At 73.3% G+C, this 23198-nt stretch carries 19 protein-coding genes; 12 read left to right on the forward strand and 7 right to left on the reverse strand.

Annotated elements, in window-relative coordinates:
- Positions 1-4: 4 nt before the first annotated feature.
- The 4 genes from JK361_RS00335 to JK361_RS00350 all read right to left on the reverse strand — a co-directional run bounded on the left by JK361_RS00335 (position 5) and on the right by JK361_RS00350 (position 3883).
- Positions 5-1000, reverse strand: a complete 996-nt coding sequence (locus tag JK361_RS00335; RefSeq protein WP_201813550.1) for an FAD binding domain-containing protein — start codon at positions 998-1000, stop codon at positions 5-7.
- Positions 997-1536: a 2Fe-2S iron-sulfur cluster-binding protein gene (locus tag JK361_RS00340; RefSeq protein WP_201813551.1), complete on the reverse strand. Its 540-nt coding sequence runs from the start codon at positions 1534-1536 to the stop codon at positions 997-999. Before JK361_RS00340 ends, JK361_RS00335 begins: the two co-directional genes overlap by 4 nt.
- A gap of 93 nt (positions 1537-1629) precedes the next feature.
- Positions 1630-1809 carry a hypothetical protein gene (locus tag JK361_RS00345; protein ID WP_201814265.1) on the reverse strand — a complete coding sequence of 60 codons (180 nt, stop codon included), beginning with the start codon at positions 1807-1809 and terminating at the stop codon, positions 1630-1632.
- A gap of 157 nt (positions 1810-1966) precedes the next feature.
- Positions 1967-3883 (reverse strand): ABC transporter ATP-binding protein, encoded by a 1917-nt coding sequence (locus tag JK361_RS00350; RefSeq protein WP_201813552.1) that lies wholly within the window; start codon positions 3881-3883, stop codon positions 1967-1969.
- Between the two features lie 258 nt (positions 3884-4141).
- On the opposite strand from JK361_RS00350, the gene JK361_RS00355 reads away from it, so the two are divergent.
- Together JK361_RS00355 and JK361_RS00360 are read left to right on the forward strand one after the other, a co-directional pair.
- Positions 4142-5050 carry a lysylphosphatidylglycerol synthase transmembrane domain-containing protein gene (locus tag JK361_RS00355; RefSeq protein WP_201813553.1) on the forward strand — a complete coding sequence of 303 codons (909 nt, stop codon included), beginning with the start codon at positions 4142-4144 and terminating at the stop codon, positions 5048-5050.
- A gap of 96 nt (positions 5051-5146) precedes the next feature.
- Positions 5147-5911 carry a crotonase/enoyl-CoA hydratase family protein gene (locus JK361_RS00360; RefSeq protein WP_201813554.1) on the forward strand — a complete coding sequence of 255 codons (765 nt, stop codon included), beginning with the start codon at positions 5147-5149 and terminating at the stop codon, positions 5909-5911.
- 237 nt (positions 5912-6148) lie between these two features.
- On the opposite strand, the gene JK361_RS00365 is transcribed toward JK361_RS00360, so the two are convergent.
- From JK361_RS00365 to JK361_RS00375, 3 genes are all read right to left on the reverse strand, one after another.
- A complete protein-coding gene (locus tag JK361_RS00365) occupies positions 6149-7420 on the reverse strand; it encodes an NAD(P)/FAD-dependent oxidoreductase (protein WP_201814212.1) in 1272 nt (423 codons plus the stop codon).
- 109 nt (positions 7421-7529) lie between these two features.
- Positions 7530-8966: an FAD-dependent oxidoreductase gene (locus JK361_RS00370; protein WP_201813555.1), complete on the reverse strand. Its 1437-nt coding sequence runs from the start codon at positions 8964-8966 to the stop codon at positions 7530-7532.
- Positions 8963-10393, reverse strand: a complete 1431-nt coding sequence (locus JK361_RS00375; protein ID WP_201813556.1) for an FGGY family carbohydrate kinase — start codon at positions 10391-10393, stop codon at positions 8963-8965. The genes JK361_RS00370 and JK361_RS00375 overlap by 4 nt, the downstream gene beginning before the upstream one ends.
- Before the next feature lie 255 nt (positions 10394-10648).
- Here JK361_RS00375 and JK361_RS00380 point away from each other — a divergent pair, with 255 nt between their 5' ends.
- The 10 genes from JK361_RS00380 to JK361_RS00425 all read left to right on the forward strand — a co-directional run bounded on the left by JK361_RS00380 (position 10649) and on the right by JK361_RS00425 (position 22925).
- A complete protein-coding gene (locus JK361_RS00380; RefSeq protein WP_201813557.1) occupies positions 10649-11635 on the forward strand; it encodes a hypothetical protein in 987 nt (328 codons plus the stop codon).
- A 326-nt stretch (positions 11636-11961) separates the two neighbouring features.
- On the forward strand, positions 11962-13500 hold the full coding sequence (locus tag JK361_RS00385) for an amino acid permease (protein WP_201813558.1): 1539 nt from the start codon (positions 11962-11964) through the stop codon (positions 13498-13500).
- A gap of 186 nt (positions 13501-13686) precedes the next feature.
- Positions 13687-14778, forward strand: coding sequence for a mechanosensitive ion channel family protein (locus JK361_RS00390; protein WP_201813559.1), 1092 nt, complete (start codon positions 13687-13689; stop codon positions 14776-14778).
- A 169-nt stretch (positions 14779-14947) separates the two neighbouring features.
- Positions 14948-15613, forward strand: coding sequence for a helix-turn-helix transcriptional regulator (locus tag JK361_RS00395; RefSeq protein WP_201813560.1), 666 nt, complete (start codon positions 14948-14950; stop codon positions 15611-15613).
- A gap of 112 nt (positions 15614-15725) precedes the next feature.
- Positions 15726-16331 (forward strand): toxin, encoded by a 606-nt coding sequence (locus JK361_RS00400; RefSeq protein ID WP_201813561.1) that lies wholly within the window; start codon positions 15726-15728, stop codon positions 16329-16331.
- On the forward strand, positions 16328-17491 hold the full coding sequence (locus JK361_RS00405; protein WP_201813562.1) for a hypothetical protein: 1164 nt from the start codon (positions 16328-16330) through the stop codon (positions 17489-17491). Before JK361_RS00400 ends, JK361_RS00405 begins: the two co-directional genes overlap by 4 nt.
- Before the next feature lie 64 nt (positions 17492-17555).
- Positions 17556-18701: an MAB_1171c family putative transporter gene (locus JK361_RS00410; RefSeq protein WP_201813563.1), complete on the forward strand. Its 1146-nt coding sequence runs from the start codon at positions 17556-17558 to the stop codon at positions 18699-18701.
- Positions 18702-18733: 32 nt separating this feature from the next.
- Entirely contained in the window at positions 18734-20179 is a 1446-nt protein-coding gene (locus tag JK361_RS00415) for an FAD-dependent oxidoreductase (RefSeq protein WP_236052289.1), read from the forward strand.
- 42 nt (positions 20180-20221) lie between these two features.
- Entirely contained in the window at positions 20222-20668 is a 447-nt protein-coding gene (locus tag JK361_RS00420; protein ID WP_201813564.1) for a DUF4186 domain-containing protein, read from the forward strand.
- A gap of 37 nt (positions 20669-20705) precedes the next feature.
- Positions 20706-22925: an NADP-dependent isocitrate dehydrogenase gene (locus JK361_RS00425; RefSeq protein WP_201813565.1), complete on the forward strand. Its 2220-nt coding sequence runs from the start codon at positions 20706-20708 to the stop codon at positions 22923-22925.
- The last annotated feature ends 273 nt before the right edge of the window (positions 22926-23198 follow it).

Here is a 23198-nt window from a genome sequence, read left to right on the forward strand (position 1 = left end):
CGGCTCAGGCCGGGGCCGGGGCCGGGGCGAGACGGTTCAGGACGTCCAGGGCGAGGTTGCGGGCGAGGGGCACCTTGTAGGCGTTGTCGCGCAGCGGCTCGGCGTGCGCGAGTTCGAGGGCCACCGCTCCTTCGAAGGCGGCGGGGGTGGCGGGGGCGCCCAGCAGGGCCAGCTCGGTGTGCCGGGCCCGCCAGGGGCGGTGGGCGAGCCCGCCGAAGGCGATGCCCACCTGGTCGACGACCCCGTCCTGGATGCGCAGCACGACGGCGACGGAGGCGAGCGCGAAGGCGTACGACGCCCGGTCCCGGGCCTTGCGGTAGGCGGAGGGCGCACCGGCCGTGGCGGCGGGGAGCCGCACGCCGGTGATCAGTTCGCCGGGGCGGATCCAGGTGTCCCGCTCGGGGTGCTCTCCGGGCAGCCGGTAGAAGTCGGCCACGGGGAGGCGCCGGGTGCCGGCCGTGCTGTACAGCTCGACCTGGGCGTCCAGCGCGGCCAGGGCGACGGCCATGTCGGACGGGTGGGTGGCGATGCACTGGGGTGAGTGGCCGAGGACGGCGTGGTCGCGGTGGACGCCGTCCCGGGCGCCGCAGCCGCTGCCCGGCTCCCGTTTGTTGCAGGGCTTGTCCAGGTCCTGGAAGTAGGGGCAGCGGGTGCGCTGGAGCAGGTTGCCGCCGGTGGTGGCGGCGTTGCGCAGCTGGGCGGAGGCGCCCGCGAGGAGCGCCTGGGACAGGGCCGGGTAGCGGTCGCGGACGCGCGGGTCGGCGGCGAGGTCGCTGTTGCGGACGGTGGCACCGACGCGCAGGCCGCCGTCGGACAGCTCCTGGACGGAGTCCAGCGGCAGCCGCCCGATGTCGATGAGCGTGCTGGGCCGCTCGACGCCGAGTTTCAGCAGGTCGACGAGGTTGGTGCCGCCGGCGAGGAAGCGGGCGCCGGGGTGGGCGGCGTACGCCTCGGCGGCCTCGTGGACGCTGTCGGGCCTGAGGTATCCGAAGCCGTTCACGGGATCACGTCCTCGATCGCCTCGACGATGCGGGGGTAGGCGCCGCAGCGGCACAGGTTGCCGCTCATCCGCTCGCGGATCTCGGACCGGTCCAGCGGCACGGGCCGGCCGGAGGGGGCCGTGGGGCCGGTGACGTGGGAGGGGTGGCCGGCCGCGGCCTCGGCGAGCATGCCCAGGGCGGAGCAGAGCTGGCCCGGGGTGCAGTAGCCGCACTGGAAGGCGTCGCGGTCCAGGAAGGCCCGCTGGAGCGGATGCGGCTCGTCGCCGTCGCCGCCCAGGCCCTCGACGGTGGTGATCTCGCTGCCGTCGAGGGCGACCGCGAGCAGCAGACAGCTGTTCAGGCGGCGCCCGTCGACCAGTACGGTGCAGGCACCGCACTGGCCGTGGTCGCAGCCCTTCTTGCTGCCGGTGAGGTCCAGCTCCTCACGGAGCAGGTCGAGCAGGACGCGCCGGTGGTCGACGCGCAGGGTGTGGGGTTTGCCGTTGACCCGGAGGGTGACCTCGGAGTGGTGGCCGGGCTGGGGTGCACTGGTCATGGCGGGGATGACCTTCCGGACGGTCGGTGCTGCCGTCCCTTCCGCGTATCCAGGTCCCGCCCGGCTCACACGTGCGCGGGCCGTCCGTTCGGATCACGGGTGGCTCTTCAGGTCGGCCACGTCGCTTCGGGCGTCGGACGGCCCTCCGGTGTTGTCGACGACGTGCCTGATGGTGCCGGTGCCGCCGAGGGAGACGGTCACCATGCCGGTGAAGCGCACGTCCGGGTGGTTCGGCCGCCGCTCCCCCACCTGGTCCACGCGAACGGCCGTCATCCGGCCGCGGGTAGCACGCGGGCGGCCGTCCGTCCCGCCGCCGGTGGCGCGCTGACGGCCGTCACCACGCCGCCGGTGGCGCGCGAACGGCCGTCACCACGCCATCGGTGGCGCGCTGACGGCCGTCACTCCGCCGTCGGTGGTCCGTGGGCGGTCGTCAGCCTGCCGTCGGGACCCCCGCGTCGGCCGGCATCGGCCCGGGCGCGTCGTCGTCCCGCCGGGCGAACTGGGTGCGGTACAGCTCGGCGTAGCGGCCGGCCGCCGCCAGGAGTTCCTCGTGGGTGCCCCGCTCCACGATCCGGCCGGACTCCACCACCAGGATCTGGTCGGCGGCCCGGACCGTGGACAGGCGGTGCGCGATGACCACGGCGGTGCGGCCCTCCAGCGCCTCGGTGAGCGCCTCCTGGACGGCCGCCTCGGAGGTGTTGTCCAGGTGGGCGGTGGCCTCGTCCAGGATCACCACCCGCTGGCGTGCCAGCAGCAGCCGGGCGATGGTCATGCGCTGGCGTTCGCCGCCGGAGAGCCGGTAGCCGCGCTCACCGACGACCGTGTCCAGACCGTCGGGCAGGGACCGTACGACGTCGGCGAGGCGGGCGCGGCCCAGGACGTCCCACAGTTCGTCGTCGCGGGCGTCGGGGCGGGCCAGCAGGAGGTTGGCGCGGACGGTGTCGTGGAAGAGGTGGCCGTCCTGGGTGACCATGCCGAGCGTGGCCCGCAGGGACGCGGCGGTCAGGTCCCGGACGTCGGTCCCGCCGATGCGGACCGCGCCCGCGTCGACGTCGTACAGGCGCGGCAGGAGCTGGGCGATGGTCGACTTGCCGGCGCCGGAGGAGCCGACCAGGGCGATGGTCTCGCCGGGTTCGGCGCGGAAGGAGATGCCGTGCAGGACTTCGGAGCCGCCGCGGGTGTCGAGGGCGGCGACCTCCTCCAGGGAGGCGAGGGAGACCTGGTCGGCGGCAGGGTAGGCGAACCGGACGTCCTCGAACTCGACGGCGACCGGGCCGTCGGGGACCTCGCGGGCGTCGGACTTCTCCTCGATGAGCGGTCGCAGGTCGAGCACCTCGAAGACCCGCTCGAAGCTGACGATCGCGCTCATCACCTCCACCCGGGCCCCGGCGAGCGAGGTCAGCGGGGCGTACAGGCGGGTCAGCAGCAGGGCGAGGGCGACCACCGCGCCCGGCTCCAGGGTGCCGCGCAGCGCGAACCAGCCGCCGAGGCCGTAGACGAGGGCCAGGGCGAGCGCGGAGACCAGGGTGAGGGAGGTGATGAAGACGGACTGGGCGGTCGCCGTGCGCACCCCGATGTCCCGCACCCGGGCGGCACGCTCCGCGAACTCCGCCGACTCCTCCTCCGGGCGGCCGAAGAGCTTGACCAGGGTGGCGCCGGGGGCGGAGAACCGCTCGGTCATCCGGGTGCCCATGGCCGCGTTCAGCGCCGCCGCCTCCCGCTGCATGCGGGCCATCCGGCCGCCCATGCGGCGGGCGGGCAGCACGAACACCGGCAGCAGCACCAGCGCGAGCAGGGTGATCTGCCAGGACAGCGTGAGCATCACCGCGAGCGTGAGCACCAGGGTCACCAGGTTGCTGACGACTCCGGAGAGGGTGTTGGCGAAGGCCCGCTGGGCGCCGATCACGTCGTTGTTGAGACGGCTGACCAGCGCGCCCGTACGGGTACGTGTGAAGAACGCGACGGGCATGCGCTGCACATGATCGAACACAGCCGTGCGCAGGTCGAGGATGAGGCCCTCCCCGAGCGTCGCCGACAGGCGCCGGCCGACGATGCCGAGCCCCGCCTCCGCGAGCGCCACGAACGCGATGAGCAGGGACAGCCGTACCACGGTGCCGGAGTCGTGCCCCGCCACGATCGCGTCGACGACACGGCCGGCGAGCACGGGGGTCGCGACCGCGAGCAGTGCGGTCACCACCCCGAGCAGTACGAAGCGGACGATTCCGGCGCGGTGCGGGCGGGCGAAGGCGGCGATCCGGCGCAGCGTGGCGCGGGCGAAGGGGCGACGCTCGGACTGCGCGTTCATCACGCTGTGCAGCTGCGTCCAGGCGGTGGTCTCCATGCTCATGCTGGAGAACGTAAAACCTCAAGCTTCGTCGAGGTCAAGGCCCGCGCTTTTTCACCCGCACCGGCATCCCCCAGCCCGAAGGCCCCGATGACCCCACCCTGTAAGCCGCCGTCCCCGGTTCCGCCACCCGCAGTTGGGGCGGCACGGAGAACCTGTGCCGATGTGACTGCCGTCCCGCTCCCCGAGATCCCGCCGCTCCCTCCGCTCCCCCGGGGACGATTCCCCCGACGACTCCCCCGTCGCGTCCCCGTCCGCCAGGTGCTGTGCCTGGTACCGCTCGTGCTCGTCGCCGTGGCCGCCGTCCGGCACCGCTCGATGCTCGCCGAGGGCCTCGCCCAGCTGCGCACCGCCTCCTGGCCGTGGCTGCTCGCCGCGGCCGGCGCCACCTGTCTGACCTGGGTGGCCGCGGCCGTCACCCGGCAGGGTGCGGTGGTCCAGCCGCTGCCCAAGGGGCGACTGCTGGCCACCCAGTTCGCGGCGGCCTCGGCCAACCACCTGCTGCCCACCGGGCTCGGCGCCGGTGCCGTGAACCTGCGCTTCATGAGCGTGTGCGGGGTGCCGCCGGCCCGTTCCTCGGCCGCGCTCGCCCTGTACCTGCTCGCGGAGTGCGTGGGCCGGCTCGGTCTGCTGGCCGCGCTGCTCATCGCCTTCCCGGACACGCTGCGGCTCGGCGCCCTGCTGCCGGACGGCTCGGCGCTCCCGCTAGTGCTGGGCGCGGCCGGCCTGTCGGTCCTCGCGGGGGCCGGGCTGATGCTGGTCCGGCCGCTGCGCACGCGTGTGTCCGCGTTCGTGCGGGACGCCCTGGGCGAGGCGCGGTCGGTACACACCCGGCCGGCCCGCGTGCTGGCGCTGTGGGGCGGCTCGCTGGCCTTCCCGGCCCTCCAGGCGGCCGGGCTCGCCGCCGTCGGGCAGGCGCTGCGCCTGCCGGTGCCGGCCGCCCACATGGCGCTCGCCTACCTCGCCGCGACGGTCGCGGTGGCCCTGGTGCCGACGCCGGGCGGGCTCGGTTCCGTCGAGGCGGCGCTGATCGTGGCGCTGGTCGCGGTGGGCGGCCCGGCTGCGGTGGCCACGGCGGTGGTGCTGGCCTACCGGATCATCACGGTGTGGGTGCCGCTGGTGCCGGGGGCCCTGACGCTGGGGGCGCTGGTACGGCTGAAGGTCATCTGACGTTCCCGGCGGACGGCACTTGCTGGGAAGCTACCGGCAGTCACCAGCGCCCGTGGTCCGCTTCCGGATCCCGGGCCCGTCCAAGGAGGTTGCCGTATGCCGGTGCGGATCGAACGGCAGGAGTACGTCACCACGGTCGTCCTCTCCCGGCCGGAGGCCCGCAACGCGGTGGACGGCCCGACGGCGGCGGAACTCGCCGGCGCCTTCCGGGCGTTCGAGGCGGACGACGAGGCCCGGGTGGCGGTGCTGTGGGGCGAGGGCGGCACCTTCTGCGCGGGCGCGGACCTGAAGGCGATCGGCACGGAGCGCGGCAACCGGGTGGCGGAGGACGGCTACGGCCCGATGGGGCCGACCCGGATGCGGCTGTCCAAGCCGGTGATCGCGGCGGTGGCCGGGCACGCGGTCGCGGGCGGTCTGGAACTCGCCCTGTGGTGCGATCTGCGGGTCGCGGAGGAGGACGCGGTGTTCGGGGTGTTCTGCCGCCGCTGGGGCGTGCCCCTGATCGACGGCGGCACGGTACGGCTGCCCCGGCTGATCGGCACCGGCCGGGCCATGGACATGATCCTGACCGGCAGGCCGGTGCCGGCCCGCGAGGCGTACGAGACGGGTCTCGTCAACCGGCTGGTGCCGCCCGGCCGGGCACGTGCCGAGGCCGAGGCGCTCGCGGCGGAGATCGCCCGCTTCCCGCAGCCCTGCCTGCGCAGCGACCGTGCGTCGGTCCTGGAGCAGGAGGGGCTGACGGAGGAGGAGGCGCTGCGCGGGGAACTCGGCCACGGCATGGGCGTACTGGCCCGGAGCGCGGAGGGCGCGGCCCGCTTCGCCTCGGGCGCCGGCCGGCACGGCTCGTTCACCGAGCTGTGAGCCGCGGCTCCTGCGGCGACGGCCGGGCTCGCCTCGACTCACGGGGCCGGCCCGCCATGTGAGCCACGGCCCCCGGCCGACGACTCGGCGCGCCTCGGCTCACGGGGCCGGACCGCCATGTGAGCCACGACCCCTCCGGCCGACGACTCGGCTCACCTCGGCTCACGGGGCCGGACCGCCGCCGGCTACTCGTCGGTCCGGAGCACCGCCCTCATGCCCTGGTCCTCGTGGGCCCGATCAGCCCGTGGTGATCCGTACCGGGCCGCCGTCGGGGTCGGCACGGTCGTGCCAGCGGGTGGTCAGGGTCAGGGGGCGGTGCGGCAGGGCGGTGCCGGGGGTGGGTCGTTCGCGGTGCAGAAGGCGTCCGTCCTGGTGGACGTGGAGCACGGGCCGGGTCAGCGGGGTGGTGGTGCGCAGGACGTAGCGGGCGGGCCGGGCGGCCGGGTCGAGGCGGTTCGGGGTGATCCAGCGCAGCGGCGCCTCGACGGTGAGCGGGACCCCGCGGTCCGGCCAGGGGGTTCCCGCCAGGAAGTCCAGCACGGCCCCGGCCGCGAGCGCGCCCTCGCGGGCGGCCGTTCCGGCACGTTCCGCGGCGTGCAGGACGTTGCCGGCGGCGAGGACACCGGGGCGCGAGGTGTGCAGGCGGCCGCCGACGGCCGGGCCGCGGGTGCCGGGGTCGAGTGCGAGGCCGCCCCGGCGGGCGAGTTCGTGCTCGGGGACGAAGTCGCCGGTGAACACGACGGTGTCGCAGGACAGTTCGGCGGTACGGCCGTCACGGTGGCGGACGCGCACGCCGGACAGGCGGCCCCTGCCGAGGAGTTCGGCGACGGTCGTCTCCGTCAGCAGCGGGACACCCCCGCGCACACGGGCCGACCAGGCACGGCTACGGCTCGTCTGCGCACGCGGATGTTCCGTGACCAGGGCGACGACCTCAGCGCCGGCCGCGCGGACGGCGCCTACGGCCGCGTAGGACACGTCCTCGGCACCCACCACGACCGCGCGGGTGCCGATGTGCTGCCCGAACAGGTGGACGGCCTGCTGGAGTTCGCCGGTGGTCCAGACGCCGGCGGGCCGGGTGCCGGGTACCAGCCGGGCCGCGCGGGGGCGCTCGCGGGCGCCGGTGGCCAGGATCACCGCCCGTGCCTCGATCGTCTCCGGTCCGCGAGGCCCTGTGGTGTGCAGGACCGGTCCCTCGGGACCCCAGTCCAGCGCCGACACCCCGGTCCGGACGGTGGCGCCGGCCCGCTCGGCCGCCTCCGCCAGCAGCCGGGCGTACCGGGGGCCGGTCAGGGGGCGGCCCCAGGTGCCGAAGCCGCCGTGGGCGCAGTGCCGGGGCACTCCCCCGGGCCGTGTCTCCCGCTCCAGCACCTCCACCCGCCCGGCACCGGCGGCGGCCAGCCGGGCGGCGGCGGCGAGTCCGGCGGGACCCGCACCGACGACGAGGACGTCGACGCGGCGCACGGTCCCCACGGAGGGGATGGTCCCGGTTCGGGTCCGGGTTCCGTTCATGGTCGCCGCCACGTCATGGCTCGCCCCGGCCCGCACGTCATCGCCCGCCACCGCCCAGACGTCATCGCTCACCACCGCCCGCACGTCACCGCTCGGCACTCCCCGCACGTCATCGCTCGTCATGCCGCGCCCCGGCCGCCGACCGTCCCGTCCCCCGCTCGAACAGCTCCCGCACCGCCGCCCCGCAGTAGAACCCCTGGCAGCGGCCCGCCCGTGCCCGGGTGCGGCGGCGCAGGCCCTCCAGGGTGCGGGGTGGGATCGTCGCGGCCAGGGCGTCGCGGATCTCGCCGCGGGAGACGCGTTCGCAGTGGCAGACCAGGGTGCCGTACTCGGGGTCGGCGGCGACGCGTTCGGGTTCCTGGCAGGGGCGCGGGGAGGCCCGGCCCAGGTCCGGCATGGTGACCGGCTCCGGGGCGCGTGCGGGGCCGAGGTCGAGTCCGGTGGCGGCCAGCAGGCCGGTGACGTGGGCGGCGATGGCCAGGGACGCGGTCAGGCCGGTGGAGCGGATGCCGCCGACGGTGACGTACGCCTGTCCGGGGTGCGCGGCGATCCGGTAGTCCTCGTCCCCGGTGGCCGCGCGCAGCCCTGCGTAGACGGCGGTGACCTCCTCGTCGAGCAGGGCGGGCAGGATACGGCGGCCCTTCTCCCGGAGCAGGGCGAGGCCGTCGGCGGTGGACTCGGTGGCCCCCTTGTCGGGCAGGTCCTCGGCGGTGGGACCGAGCAGGACGTTGCCGTGGACCGTGGGGGCGACGAGGACGCCCTTGCCGAGGGCCGTCGGGACGGGCAGCAGGATGTGCCGGACCAACGGGCGGGCGAACGTGTCGTAGACGAGGAGCTGGCCCCGGCGCGGGGTGACGGTGAAGTCCTCGTGACCGAGGCGGCGGTCGAGGGTGTCGGCGTGCAGGCCGGCCGCGTTGACCAGGTACCGGGTGCGCAGGGTGCCGCGGCTGGTGGTCAGGCGGTGGCCGTCGGGCGTCCGCTCCACCTCCCGTACGTCCGTGCCGAGGTGCAGGTCGGTCCCGGCCCGCACCGCCTGGGTGGCGTACGCCAGGGTCGTCGTCCAGGGACAGATGATGCTCTCGCCGGGGACGTGCAGGGCGCCCAGCGCGCCGGGGCCGAGGTGGGGTTCCCGGGCGTACAGCTCCCCGGGGCCCAGCAGGCGCGTGTCGGTGCGGGAGTTGCGCCCGGCCTTCTCGGCCAGCCGGGGCAGGGCGGCGAGCTGCTCCTCGTCCCAGGCGACGAGCAGGGCGCCGGTCCGCTCGACGGGGATGCCGGACTCGGCCGCGTAGGCACCGAGCAGCCGGTGCCCCTCACGGACCAGCCGGGCCTCAAGGGTGCCGGGCGCCGCGTCGAAACCGGTGTGCAGGATGGCGGTGTTGGCCTTGGAGGTGCCCTGGCCGACGTCGTCCTGGGCCTCCACCAGGGCGACGCGGAGCCGGGGGTGGTGGGCGAGTGCGCGGGCGATGGCGCAGCCGACGACCCCCGCGCCGACGATCGCGACGTCGTACGGCGTCGACGGCAGCGGGCCGTCCGCGGTGACCGTCACGGGCCGAGCAGGGCCGCTACGGCGGTACGGAAGCCGGCCCGGCGTTCGGCGGCCGGCCCCGCCGGGATGCGGGGCTCGTACACCGCGGCGGGCTTCCAGACGGGCAGGGCGTCCTCGACGCCGAGCGCGGGGTCGGCGCCGAGGCGGGCGAGGGCGGCGGCGCCGAGCGCGGTGGCGTCGGGCAGCGCGGACACCTCGACGGGGCGTTGCAGCAGGTCCGCCTGGGTCTGCATGAGCAGCGCCGAGCGGGTGAGTCCGCCGTCGACGCGGAGCGTGTCCAGGGGCGCGCCCAGGTCGCCGGCGGCGGCCTCGGCGAGTTCGGCGACCTGGGCTGCGATGCCCTCGCACAGGGCCCGCACCAGGTGCCCGGGCGTGGTGTCGAGACCGAGTCCGGTGAGGGAGCCGCGCAGGTCGCCGCGCCACCAGGGGGCGGCGAGTCCGGCGAGGGCCGGGACGAAGGTGACGCCGCCGCTGTCCGGGACGGCGCCGCCGACCGGGTCGAGGTCGGCGGCGGAGGAGATGACGCCGAGGTCGGTGAGCCAGCGGACGGCGGAGGCGGCGGTGTAGACCTGGCCGTCCAGGCAGTAGCTGGTGTGTCCGGCGAGCCGCCAGGCCACGCAGCTGACCAGGCCGGAGTCGCCGCGCCGGGGGCGGTCGCCGGTGTGCGCGAGCAGGAACGCGCCGGTGCCGTACGTGCACTTGGCGGCGCCGGGGACGGTGACACGCTGGGCGAGCAGGGCGGCCTGCTGGTCGACGATCAGCCCGGTGAGCGGGATCTCGGGACCGAACGCCGTGGTCGTCCCCACCGGCCGGGCCGCGTCGGTGACCTCGGGCAGGCGCTCGCCGGCCAGGCCGTAGAGGTCCAGGGCGCGCGGGGACCACTCGGCGCGGTCCAGGTCCAGGAGCTGCGTGCGGCCGGCGGTCGCGGCGTCGGTGACGTAGGCGCCGGTGAGGCGGTGGACCAGCCAGGCGTCGGAGGTGGTGACGACGCCCTCGCGGGTGAGGTGGCGGCGGATCCAGGCCATCTTGGGCGCGGCGAAGTACGGATCGAGGGGCAGACCGGTCAGCCGGCGCAACTCCTCGGCGTGCTCGCCCAGTTCCTCGCAGACGGTCTCGGCGCGCCGGTCCTGCCAGACCAGGGCGTCGGTGAGCGGCCGGCCGGTGACCGGGTCCCAGGCGAGGACGGTCTCGCCCTGGTTGGCGAGGCCGAGCGCGACGACGTCCTCACCGGCCTCGGCGAGTGCCCGCCGGCCGGCTTCGACCACCGAGTCGTACAGCCGGGACGGATCCACCTCGGCCAGGCCGCCGGGCAGATACCGGGGGCGCACCTCGGCGAAACCGCTGCCGAGGACACCGCGTTCCGGGCAGACCACCAGCGCCTTGGTACCGGACGTGCCCTGGTCGACGGCGAGCACCGGCCCCGTCATCGCGCGCCCTTCGCTCCGGTCCTGAAGATCACCGCGCCAGCCTGCCGCCGTACCGGTCCCGGCGTCAAGGTGTTCCGCCTCGCGGTCAACTCACCTGGCTGGATAGTTGACTTGGCAACAATGGTACGCCGGAACCTCCGCCTCTATAGTGACCGCCGACCACACGAAGACCGCTCCACCACCGCCCAGGGGAGGGCTGTTGCAACGTCACCCCGCCACCTCGCCCGTGCGCCAGTGGCCCGGGGCCGGCGGCTGATGGCCAGAGACGGAGTCCGCCCCTCCTACGATCCCGCCGGCCCCGACCACGCCCTGCGCACCGCACTCCAGGACCTGCGCACCGGCCGCTGGATGGCCATGCGCACCCTGCTCGCGGAGACCGCCCACCGGTGGCAGTGGACCCAGCGCACCCAGGTGCTGGCGGCGGCCGCGGCCGGCACCGACGTGGTCCGGGCGTGGCTCGCCGAGGAGCCGGACAGCGTGCACGCGGCGGTCATGCACGCCCGGGTCGGGGTGGAGCGGGCGCTGCGGGCCCGGCGCGAACAGCACCGCCGCACCCACGAGTTGTGGATCGAGGCATGGGACGCCGCCCAGTCGGCCACGGTGGCCGCGCCGAAGGACCCCGTGCCCTGGGTCTGCCTGCTGGCGCTGGCCCAGCTCGATCCCGAGCAGCGCTGGGAGGAGCACCGGGCCGCCCCGCCGGAGCCGATGCTGCCACCGGGTCCCTGGGGGCTGCTGGCCGAGGCCGGCAGGCGCGACCCCTTCAATCGCGAGGCCCACCACCGGATGCTCCAGTTCCTGTACGCGCGCGGCGGTTCGGGCCGGCTCGCGGAGGCCGCCGGGTACGCACAGTGGGCCGCCGGCCAGGCCCCGCCCGGTTCCGCGCTGCACCTGCTGCCGCTGTACGTCCGCGTCGAGCGCTACCGGCGCGACAGCGGGCACGACGCGGCGCTGGACCTGCACTGGATCGTGGAGGAGGCGGCCCGCGAGGCGCGGCGCGCACTGCACGAGTGGTTCGAGCGGACCGAGCCCGCCGAACGCGCGCTGCCGGACCTCAACCACCTGGCCCACGCGCTGTGGGGCTCCCTCCAGTTCCCGGACGCGGCCCGCGTGTTCGAGGCGATCGGCCCCTATTTCACGCCCCCGCCCTGGATGTACCGCACCCGGGACCGGGACCGGGCCGTGGAGGTCTTCGTCCAGGCCCGGGACCGTTGCGGGGCCGCCGCGGACGGCTCACGCCCCTGAACCTGCCGCCTGGAGACGGGAACTGACGCCGTCACCCGTGAAAGACCCTGTGTTCCCCGGATGTTCTCCCCCCGGAAATACCTCCGGAAGCTCCTCCCGGAAGTTCGTCCCTGAACCACCTTCCGCGCCCCCGAACGCTTGACCGCTCCGCCCCGGATCGCTCCACCGCTCGCCCGCTCCACCCGGAACGCTCCACCGCTCCACCCGGTACGGCCCAGGCACCACGCAATACGGCCCAGGCACCCCAGGTACCGCCCTCCGCACCACCCCGCAAGGTCCCCGTTCGACAACTGTCTCGACAACTGTCCGATCCCGGAGGTCTCCGCGTGTCCCCCACCCCCGATCCCTCGCCCGCCCCCTCTCCCGGCCTGCCGCAGCAGGACGAGGAGCAGCGCCTGCGCGAACTGGGCTACCGGCCCGTGCTGGCCCGCCGCATGGGCGGCTTCGGCAACTTCGCCATCAGCTTCTCGGTGATCTCGATCCTGTCCGGCTGCATGACCCTGTACGGCTTCGGTCTGGGCACCGGCGGCCCCGCCGTGATGCTGTGGGGCTGGGCCGGCGTCGGCCTGTTCGTGCTGTGCGTCGGCCTCGCGCTCGCCGAGGTCACCAGCGCCTATCCGACCTCCGGCGCCCTGTACTACATGGCCGACCGGCTCGGCGGCCGCCGCTGGGGCTGGTACACGGGCTGGCTGAACCTGCTCGGTCTGCTCGGCGCGATCGCCGGCATCGACTACGGCGCGGCCCTGTTCACCGGCGCGTTCGCCAGCATCCGGTGGGGCTTCGAACCGACGCCCGGCAAGACCATGCTGATCTTCTGCGCCATCCTGCTGCTGCACGCGGTGCTGAACCTGTTCGGCGTGCGCCTGGTGAGCCTGCTCAACTCGGTCAGCGTGTGGTGGCACCTGGCGGGCGTCGCGCTGATCGTCGGCGTGCTGGCGATCGTCCCCGACCACCACCGGTCACCGTCCTTCGTGTTCACCGAGTTCGTCAACGGGACCGGCTGGGACAACCCGCTGTACGTGGCCGCGGTCGGCCTGCTCCTCGCGCAGTACACGTTCTCCGGCTACGACGCCTCCGCGCACCTGTCGGAGGAGACCTCGCACGCCTCGGTGGCGGCGTCGCGCGGCATCGTCCGGGCCATCTGGGTGTCCTGGATCGCGGGGTTCGTGCTGCTGGCCGGACTCACCTTCGCCATCCAGGACTACGACGCCACGCGCACCACGGACACCGGTGTGCCGCCCGCCCAGATCATGCTCGACGGCCTCGGCACCAACGGCGCCAGCGCGCTGCTCCTCGTGGTCATCATCGCCCAGCTGTTCTGCGGCAACGCCGAGGTCGCCGCGGCCAGCCGGATGGTGTTCGCGTTCAGCCGGGACGGGGCACTGCCCGGCTCGCACCTGTGGCGCAAGGTGAGCGGCCGTACGCAGACCCCGGTCGCCGCCGTCTGGCTGTCCGTCGTCGTGGCCGGCGTCCTCGCCCTGCCGTCGCTCTACTCGGCGACGGCGTACAACGCGGTGACCGCCATCAACGTCATCGGCATCACCCCGGCCTACGCGATCCCCGTCTTCCTCCGGCTGCGCGCGGGCGACCGTTTCCGGCCGGGACCGTGGCACCTGGGCCGCTGGAGCAGGCCGATCGGCTGGATCGCGGTCGGCTGGGTGGCGTGCGTGACGGTACTGTTCTGCCTGCCGCAGGCGTCGCCGGTCACGGTCGACACGATGAACTACGCCTCCATCGCCCTCGCCGTGGTCCTCGTCCTCGCCAGCGTCTGGTGGTACGTCGCCCGACGGTCGTACGGAACGCCCACCACCGCCGCGTACGGCAGCGACCGTGACCAGGCGGAACTCGCGGAGGGCATCGTCTGAGCCGCCGTCCGCGGCCACCGCTCCCGGTACGAACCGGAGTGCCGGATACGGCAGGATGAACGAGCGCGCCGGTCACCGGAGTTCCCGGGCCGGCGCGGTCGCACATCCCGGACATCGAGCAGGTGACAACGTGACGAGACTTCACAACCGGCCTCCCGCAGTGGCTGCGCACTCCGGAGGTGACCGGTGAACCGCTCGCTGACCCTGGACGACCTCGTCCTCGCCGGCATCGCCCTGGGGGCGGGCCTGGTGCTCGCCTTCATGTCGCGCACCCTGCTGCGCTGGCTCGCGGGGCACGCCAAGCGGACCCGCTGGAGCGGCGACGACGTCATCGTGGACGCGCTGCGCTCGGTCGTCCCCTGGGCGGCGATCGCGGGCGGCGCGTCCGCCGCGGCGGCGGTGCTGCCGCTGACCCGGTCCGTACAGCACCACGTCAACCAGGTGCTGGAGGTCTGGCTGATCGTCGTGGTGACCTTCTCCGCGGCCCGGGTGATCGCGGGCCTGGTCCGCTCGGTCACCCAGTCCCGCTCGGGGGTGGCGGGCTCGGCGACCATCTTCGTCAACATCACCCGCGTCCTGGTCCTGGCGATCGGCTTCCTGGTCGTCCTGCAGACCCTCGGGATCTCGATAGCGCCCCTGCTCACAGCCCTGGGCGTCGGCGGTCTCGCGGTGGCGCTGGCCCTTCAGGACACGCTCGCCAACCTCTTCGCGGGCGTCCACATCCTCGCCTCCAAGACCGTCCAGCCCGGTGACTACATCCGGCTCAGCAGCGGCGAGGAGGGCTACGTCGTGGACATCAACTGGCGCCAGACGACCGTCCGCCAGCTCTCCAACAACCTCGTGGTCATCCCCAACGGCCAGCTCGCCAAGGCCAACATGACCAACTACACGCGCCCCGAGCAGGAACTGACCGTCCTGGTGCAGGTGGGCGTGAGCTACGACTCCGACCTGGAGCACGTCGAGCGGGTGACCTCGGAGGTGGTCACGGAGGTGATGACGGACGTCACCGGCGCGGTCCCCGACCACGAGGCCGCCATCCGCTTCCACACCTTCGGCGACTCACGGATCGGGTTCACGGTGATCCTCGGCGTGGGCGAGTTCAGCGACCAGTACCGGATCAAGCACGAGTTCATCAAGCGCCTGCACCGCCGCTACCGCGCGGAGGGCATCCGCATCCCCGCCCCCACCCGTACCGTGGCGTTCCAGCCGGGGTCGGTGGTGATTCCGCAGCAGCGGAGCGGGGAGGACGTCGTCGGCGGGGCACCCCTGGCCGACTAGAGAACCGAGGCGGGCCCCACGACCGTCCCGGGGCCCGCCTCACCAGGCGATGTCGGCCGAGCCTGCCCGCACGGGCAGTTTTTCCCGACACTGTCGACCGGTAGAGGTGATGCGGATACCCTCGCGTAGGTCCCGCCCCTGATCAGCAACGCGCCCAGGAGAATGCCCGGTGGCAGCAGACGACGCCTACGCACGACTGGCCGGAACCCTGGAGCGCATCCAGTGCGCTTCCGGGCACACCGAGTTGGCCCGGGCGCTCAGCACCGAGGACCTGTCGTACGAGACGGGGATCCCCGAGCCGGTCGTGGTGAACCTGCTGGCGGGCGGGCGGGCCGAGGAGACGTCCGTCGCACAACGCGTGCGGCAGCGGCTCGACTTCCTCCGGGAGACCCGTCGGCGCGGCGACGGAAAGCGGTACACCCTCGAAGAGATCGCCGCGGCCGCGGGCGTGACCCGTCAGACGATGAGCGAGTGGCGCAGGAAGGGCATACCCGGCCTGGAGTCGGCTGACCGGCTCCGGCGCTTCTTCGCCCTGCCGCCCGGGTTCTTCTTCGCCGACGAACCGGAGGCACTCGACGAGGCGCTGCAGCGGCATCTCCAGGCGTACGAGTCGAGATCGGACCCCCTCGCCGGGCTCCGTACCCCCGAGATCCTCCGGCTGGCCGCGCGCGGCCTTCTGTCGCCGTCCGGCGTGCAGGCGATGGCGCAGTGGGCGGAGGCCGTCACCCGCAGCGCCCCGCCCGTCGCCGGCAGCGGCGGACAGGGCCGGGAGTACGGCGACGGTCCCGGCCGGCAGGCCGGCGCCCGCCCGGCGCGGCAGGGGCGTACGTGGTGACCGCCGGAACCCGCCCGTCGCCACGCCGTCCGCGGCTCCTCGCGCCGTGCACCGTCCACCCGGCGGGCGTCCTTTGGGGTTCCTCCGCTTCGCGCGACCGCCGAGGTGGGCGATGACCGCTCTGATCCGGCTCCGCCAATGGCAGCGGTTACGGAGGCGCGACAAGGAGATGCGTCAGTTCGCCGAGACGCTCATCGCCCCGGTTCGCGAGAGGCTGAGCGGGGCCGGGGCGGACGACGACCTGGCGGCTCTCACGGATCCCGAGGCCCTGTTCGCGGCGCTGGTCGAGTCCGCCCGGCAGTGGCGCGGCGAGCGCAGGCTCGAGGTGCACAAGGTGCACATCCCGCGCGAGTTCAAGGCCACGGGGATGTGGCTGGAACGAGCGGACCGCGACGACGTCATCATCGAGCAGGACGCGGAGGTCTGGCATCAGGCGCAGATCTTCGGCCACGAACTGTGGCACATGCGGCAGAAGGACGGCTTCACACCCGAGCAACTGGCGAGCGGCGCCTGGGAGGCGCTGGAGTCGGGGCATGTGCACGGCGACCGGCCGGCCGCGGCGCGTTCGCGCTTCGACGAGGATCCCGAGAAGGAAGCGGAACTCTTCGGGATCCGGGTGGGGCAGGAGATGCGGGCGCTGATGGAGCGGGACGTCATCACCGGCGAGACGGCCCGCCGCATCGCAGACGCTCTCAACTACCGGGGGAACCGCAGATGAGTGGGTCGATCAACTACATAAGCTGCGGACTGCTGTGGATCGGGCTCCTGATGAAGCTGCCGGACCTGATCCGGAACTGGGCCGATCCCTCGCTCCGTGCCATCAACGGGGTGCTGGCGTTCGCGTCGCTGTGCTTCCTCTTCGGGGCACCGAGTTCGGTGAGAGTGATCAACCGGGTCAGCGGCGTGTCCAATCTGGCCGCCCCCCTGACCTACGCCTCGATCACCGCGTACAGCGCCGCACTGCTGATCCTGATCGCCTGCTGGCGCGGCGGCCCCTCCATGCGCCGGACGACACGGAACTGGATCTACGGGTACGCGACGGTCCTCGTCGGTGTCGCGGTCCTGTTCGTCCTGGGCGACGCCGGCGTCGAACGGCGCAGCGACTTCGACACCTACTACGCGACGACGCCCTGGATCTCCGAGATGGTCGTCCTCTATCTGCTGGCCCATCTGACGGCCACGACGGTGAGCGCCGTCTGGTCGCTGCGCTGGGGCTTCGAGGCCGAGGTGCGCAAGCGGCCCTGGCTGCGGGCCAGCCTGCTGACGATCGGGGCCGGTACGGTCCTCAGCGCCGCGTACAGCGTCTCCAAGCTGGTCGCTGTCGGCGCCCGGTGGACCGGCCGGGACTGGGCGGTCCTGGGGACGTCCGTGCCGCCCGTGTGCGCCGGCCTGGGGGCGCTGCTCACCGTGGCGGGCGTCCTCCTCCCCATCGCCGGCCACCATCTGTCGGCCTGCCGCGACTTCTTCCGGCTGGCGCCCCTCGATGCGGTGCTGGATCCGGTTCTCACGGACCGCGCCCTGCGTGTCGAACGGCCCCGCTCCCCGTTCCTGTGGGGCACCTGGCGCTGGAGCACCGTCCACAACGGCCTCCTCGCGATCGAGACGCTGTACGACGAGGGGCTCTACAACGCGAGGTTCGACGCGGAGCTGGAGAAGACGGGCGACTGGCAGAGGGCCGCTTCCGCGGCGTGGGCCGCGACCATCGCCGCGGCCGTCCAGCGCAGCACCCGTCCCGCGCCCAAGCCCGCCGGCGTCCCCGCGCGCCTCTCCCACCCGCGCGATGCCGTGTCCCTGGTTCTGATCGCCGACGCCGTGAAGAGGTCCGAGCGGGAGACACGGGCCGCCGAGCCGAGCCCCGCCGCGGCCCGGTCGGTGTGACCGCGGATCCGGAACCGCACGAATCCCCCCCACAGCCCGCGGACACGAACGGAGTCCCCGAAAGATGAGTCTTGTCGTGTATATGGCGTCCCTGCTGCTGGCCCTGGCCGCCATACTGCTCCGCCGACCGCGCAGGACTCCCCGCTCCCCGCTGTCCATCGCCACACGGGCCACCGCGTTCATCGCCGCCGTGTGCTTCTTCTGGTCCGCTCCGGTCACGCTCGCCGCGGTCAACCACGCCACCGGCATCCCCAACGTGGGCGCCCCGCTGACCTACGCCTCGATCTCCGCCCTGAGCTGCTCCCTGATCATCCTGCTGATCCACTGGAAGGGCGGTCCGCACGAGCAGATACGGCGGATGACCCGGATGACGGTGGCCGTCTACGGCGCGCTCGTCATCGCCATCGTCGTACTCTTCAGCCTCGCCGACGCGCACACGGAACGCCTCACCGATCTGGACACGTACTACGCGAACACCCCGTACATGCGGGAGATGATCGTTCTCTACCTGATGGGCCATCTGGCGAGCACCATCGTCCTGAGCGCCGTCTGCCTGAAGTGGGCACGCGACGAGGTCACGGGCCTTCTGCGCATCGGCCTCCGGCTGATCCTCGCCGGCCTGCTGCTCGACGCCCTGGGGTTCACCCTCGCCAAGGTCACCGCGGTCGTCGCCCGCTGGCTGGGATACGACCTGGACGTCCTGTCCACCACCGTCGCCCCGCCGGCCGCCGCGCTCGGCGCGCTGATCTACTCCGCCGGATTCGTCCTCCCGCGCCTGGCGTCCGCCGCCGCCACGGAGAAGCAGAGCCTGGCCACCTACCGCGCGCTGAGGCCCCTGTGGTCGGCGGTGAAGGACGTGGCGACGGCCCCCCAGGTCGCGGGACCGACCTGGTACCAGCTGCCGAGCAGCCGTCTCTATCTGCTCGAGGCCAACATCCGCGACGCCCTGCTGCAACTGACCGCCCACTTCGACCAGCAGGTCGGCCACACGGCGTACGCGGCCGCCGTGGACCGTGGCGAGCGACGGGAAAGGGCGCGCATGGCCTCCGAGCAGGCGATGATCATCGACGGTCTGCGCCGTGCGTCGGGCAGGGGCGACGGCCCCGCCGACCCACCCGAGAAGTTCCGCGTCACCATTGATCTGGTCGAGCTGGCGAACGCTGTGCACCGCCTCCGCGAGGCGGCACCGGAGCAGGTGAGAACGCAGTGACGTCGCCTCATGAACGCTACAGGGAGAACCCGTTGTCGCAGAAAGCTGTCGTGATCGGAGCCGGCACGGCCGGACTCATGACCGCCGCGGCGCTGTCACGCGCCGAACCCGCGCTGGAGATCCTTCTTCTCGACCGGGACGAGCTTCCGCAGGGTCCCGAGAACCGGCGCGGTGTCCCCCAGGGCCGGCACGCCCATCTGCTCATGGCCGGCGGGCTGTCGGCCATGGAGGCCCTCTTCCCGGTGAGCGTGCGTGACCGTCTCCTGGACGCGGGTGCGCACCGGATCTCCCTCGGCAACGGCATGCTGGCCCTCACCCCGGACAGTGGGTGGTTCCCCCGCTGGAGGTGGGACGGGCCCCACATGATCACCTGCACGCGCGCGCTGCTGGACTGGGTCCTCCGGCAGGCCCTGCTGGACACCGGTCCCCACGTCTCGATCCACCGGGCGACCGTGGAAGGGCTCCTGGGCGACGCCGGGCGCGTGCGGGGTGTCCGGATCAGCGGAGCCGGACCCGGTCTGGGCCCGGAGCTGGAGGCGGACCTCGTCGTCGACGCGAGCGGCCGCGGTTCGGGCAGCCTGAAATGGCTCGACGGCATCGGCATCAGGGGGGTCGAGGAGAGGAGGATCGACTCCGGCCTCACCAACGCCACACGGATCTACCGCACGCCAGCGGGCGCCGAGTCGTTCCCGCTGACGGTGGTGCAGGCGAACCCCTACAACGGCCGGCCCGGCCGGAGCGCCATGGTGCTGCCGATCGAGGGAAACCGGTGGATGGTGAGCGCGGGCGGCACCCGTGGCGGAGAGCCTCCCCAGGACGCGCAGGGCTTCCTCGACTACATCCTCGGCCTGCCGCACCCGATCGTCGGCCAGCTCGTCTCGGGGGCGGAGGCCCTCACCGACGTGGTGGTCACGCGCGGCCGCAGCACCAGCAACGCCCGCCGGTTCTTCGAGAAGTCCGCGCGGTGGCCCGAGCGGTTCATCGTGCTCGGCGACGCGCTGGCGACCTTCAATCCCGCCTACGGGCAGGGCATGTCGGTGGCGGCGCTCGGCGCGCTGGTGCTGGCCCGGGAGCTGCGGCGAAGCGGCCTCGCCGGCCCCGGCCTGTCCCGCCGCGTCCTGCGCGGTGCGGCCCGGCACGTCGACACGGCGTGGGCCACCGCCGTCGGCATGGACGTCCTGTACCCGGGGGTCCACGGCGGCGAGCCGACGTTCGCCGACCGGGTCGCCGCCCGTTACGCACGCCGGCTGACCAGAGCCGCGACCGGGTCCTACGACGCGGCGGCGGCGCTGTGGGAAGTCACCAGCCTCACGGCTCCCCCGACGCGGGTGCTGCACCCCAAGGCCCTCATGGCCGCCGTGACAGGACCCCTCCTCCCGCGGACGGCCGAGCCTCCCCTGTGGCCCGCGGAACGCGACGTGCTCGACCGGCTCAGGAAGGCCGGCCGGGGACCGGTCACGTCCCAGGTACTTCAGTAGCAGCCCCGCCGCCGTGCTCCTGCCCGCTACGCTGGAAGGAGCATGACCTCCAGCCCGCAACCGCCACTCCCGTCGTCGGCACGCCACCTCGACCAGCGGCTCGACGCGATCGCCCGGCAGCCGTTCCGGGCGAGGTTCCACCTGCGCGGGCGGGACCGGGCGACCGCCGAGCTGAAGGGCCCGGCGACCGTCCGGTGGCACGCGTACGACCTGATCGCCAAGCGGCTGGCGCCGGCCGAGCCGTACAAGGACGGCAAGCAGACGCCGTACCGCGGCCACCCCGTGTTCGTGGCCCAGCACGCGACCGCCACCTGCTGCCGGCGCTGCCTGGAGCGCTGGCACGGCATCCCGAAGGGGCGGCAGCTGACCCGTGCCGAACACGTGTACGTGGTGGACGTGATCTGCCGCTGGATCGCGCGAGAGATGACGGCCGGGACATTTTCCGGCCAGGACCCCTGTCGAGCCGACCCCGATCACGAGATATCTTGATGTCGAGCAATGTTGCAGACGTGGAGCGGAGCACCCGGTGACTGACTCGACCATCATCTACACCTACACAGACGAGGCCCCGGCCCTGGCGACGCATTCGTTCCTGCCGGTGATCCAGGCGTACGCCTCGCAGGCCGGTGTGCCCGTGGAGACGCGTGACATCTCGCTGGCCGGACGACTCATCGCCGTCTTCCCGGAGTACCTGAACGAGGACCAGCGCATCCCCGACGCGCTGACCGAGCTGGGCGAGCTGGCCAAGACCCCCGCGGCCAACATCATCAAGCTGCCGAACATCTCGGCGTCCATCCCGCAGCTGAAGGCCGCCGTCGCCGAGCTCCAGGGCAAGGGCTACGCCCTGCCGGACTACCCGGACGACCCGAAGACCGACGAGGAGCGCGACATCCGCGCCCGCTACGACAAGGTCAAGGGCTCCGCCGTCAACCCGGTGCTGCGCGAGGGCAACTCCGACCGCCGCGCCCCGGCGTCGGTGAAGAACTACGCCAAGACCCACCCGCACCGCATGGGCGCCTGGACCTCCGAGTCCAAGACCGATGTGGCGACGATGGGCGAGAACGACTTCCGCTCCACCGAGAAGTCCGTGATCATCGCCGAGGACGGCGCGCTGCGCATCGAGCTGGTCGGCGAGGACGGCACCACCACGGTCCTGAAGGACTCGGTGAAGGTCCTCAAGGACGAGGTCGTCGACGCCTCGGTCATGCACGTCGCCGAGCTGGAGCAGTTCCTCGCCGCGCAGGTCGCCCGGGCCAAGCAGGAGGGCGTCCTGTTCTCCGTGCACCTGAAGGCCACGATGATGAAGGTCTCCGACCCGATCATCTTCGGCCACGTGGTGCGCGCCTTCTTCCCGAAGACGTTCGCGAAGTACGGACAGACCCTCAAGGCCGCCGGCCTCACCCCGAACGACGGCCTCGGCGGCATCCTCAAGGGCCTGGAGAACCTGCCCGAGGGCGCCGAGATCAAGGCCTCCTTCGACGCGGAGATCGCCGAGGGCCCGGCCCTGGCGATGGTCGACTCCGACAAGGGCATCACCAACCTGCACGTCCCGTCGGACGTCATCATCGACGCCTCGATGCCGGCGATGATCCGCACCTCCGGCCACATGTGGGGCCCGGACGGCCAGGAGGCCGACACCCTCGCCGTCATCCCGGACTCCTCCTACGCCGGTGTGTACCAGGCCGTCATCGACGACTGCCGGGCCAACGGCGCCTACGACCCCTCCGCCATGGGCTCGGTGCCGAACGTCGGCCTGATGGCGCAGAAGGCCGAGGAGTACGGCTCCCACGACAAGACCTTCGAGCTGCCCACCGCCGGCACCGTCCGCGTGGTCGACCAGGCCGGCAACGTCCTGATCGAGCAGCCGGTCGCGCAGGGCGACATCTTCCGCGCCTGCCAGACCAAGGACGCCCCGATCCGCGACTGGGTCAAGCTGGCCGTCACCCGCGCCCGCGCCACCGGCGACCCGGCCGTGTTCTGGCTGGACGAGGGCCGCGCCCACGACGCCAACCTGATCACCAAGGTCCGCCAGTACCTGACGGAGCACGACACCGAGGGCCTGGACATCAAGATCCTGTCCCCCGTCGAGGCCACCAAGCTGTCGGTGGAGCGCATCCGCCGCGGCGAGAACACCATCTCGGTGACCGGCAACGTGCTGCGTGACTACCTGACCGACCTGTTCCCGATCCTGGAGCTGGGCACCAGCGCCAAGATGCTGTCGGTCGTCCCGCTGATGGCCGGCGGCGGCCTGTTCGAGACGGGCGCCGGCGGCTCCGCGCCGAAGCACGTCCAGCAGCTGGTCAAGGAGAACTACCTGCGCTGGGACTCCCTCGGTGAGTTCTTCGCGCTCGTCCCGTCCTTCGAGCAGTACGCGGCGGCCACCGGCAACACCCGCGCCAAGGTCCTCGCCGACACCCTCGACCGTGCCACGGCGACCTTCCTCGACCAGGACAAGTCCCCGACCCGTCGCGTCGGCGGCATCGACAACCGCGGCAGCCACTTCTACCTGTCCCTGTACTGGGCGCAGGAGCTGGCCGAGCAGACCGACGACGCCGGCCTCGCGAAGGCGTTCGCGCCGCTCGCCGAGACGCTCTCCGCCAACGAGCAGAAGATCGTGGACGAGCTGATCGCGGTCCAGGGCAAGCCGGCCGACATCGGCGGCTACTACCAGGTCGAGAAGGCCAAGGCGGACGCGGTCATGCGCCCGTCGGCCACCTGGAACGAGGTCCTGGCGTCCCTGAGCTGACGTCCGCGGCCTGACGGTCCTCCCCGAGGACCGACGGCTTCCTGACGGCTCCCGCCCCGGTCGGCTCCGCCCGGCCGGGGCGGAGCCGTTCGCCCCGGCTCCCGCCCGCCTTGCCCGTGCGGTAGCCGTTCGCCCCGGCTCCCGCCCGTCTTGCCCGTGCGGTAGCCGTTCGCCCCGGCTCCCGCCCGTCTTGCCCGTGCGGTAGCCGTTCGGCCGGGCACGCGTCCGCGTTGTCAGTGCCGTGTGGCACCTTGATCGTGCACACCGTCACCG

This window comes from Streptomyces musisoli, from assembly GCF_016741855.1.
Taxonomy (GTDB): domain Bacteria; phylum Actinomycetota; class Actinomycetes; order Streptomycetales; family Streptomycetaceae; genus Streptomyces; species Streptomyces musisoli.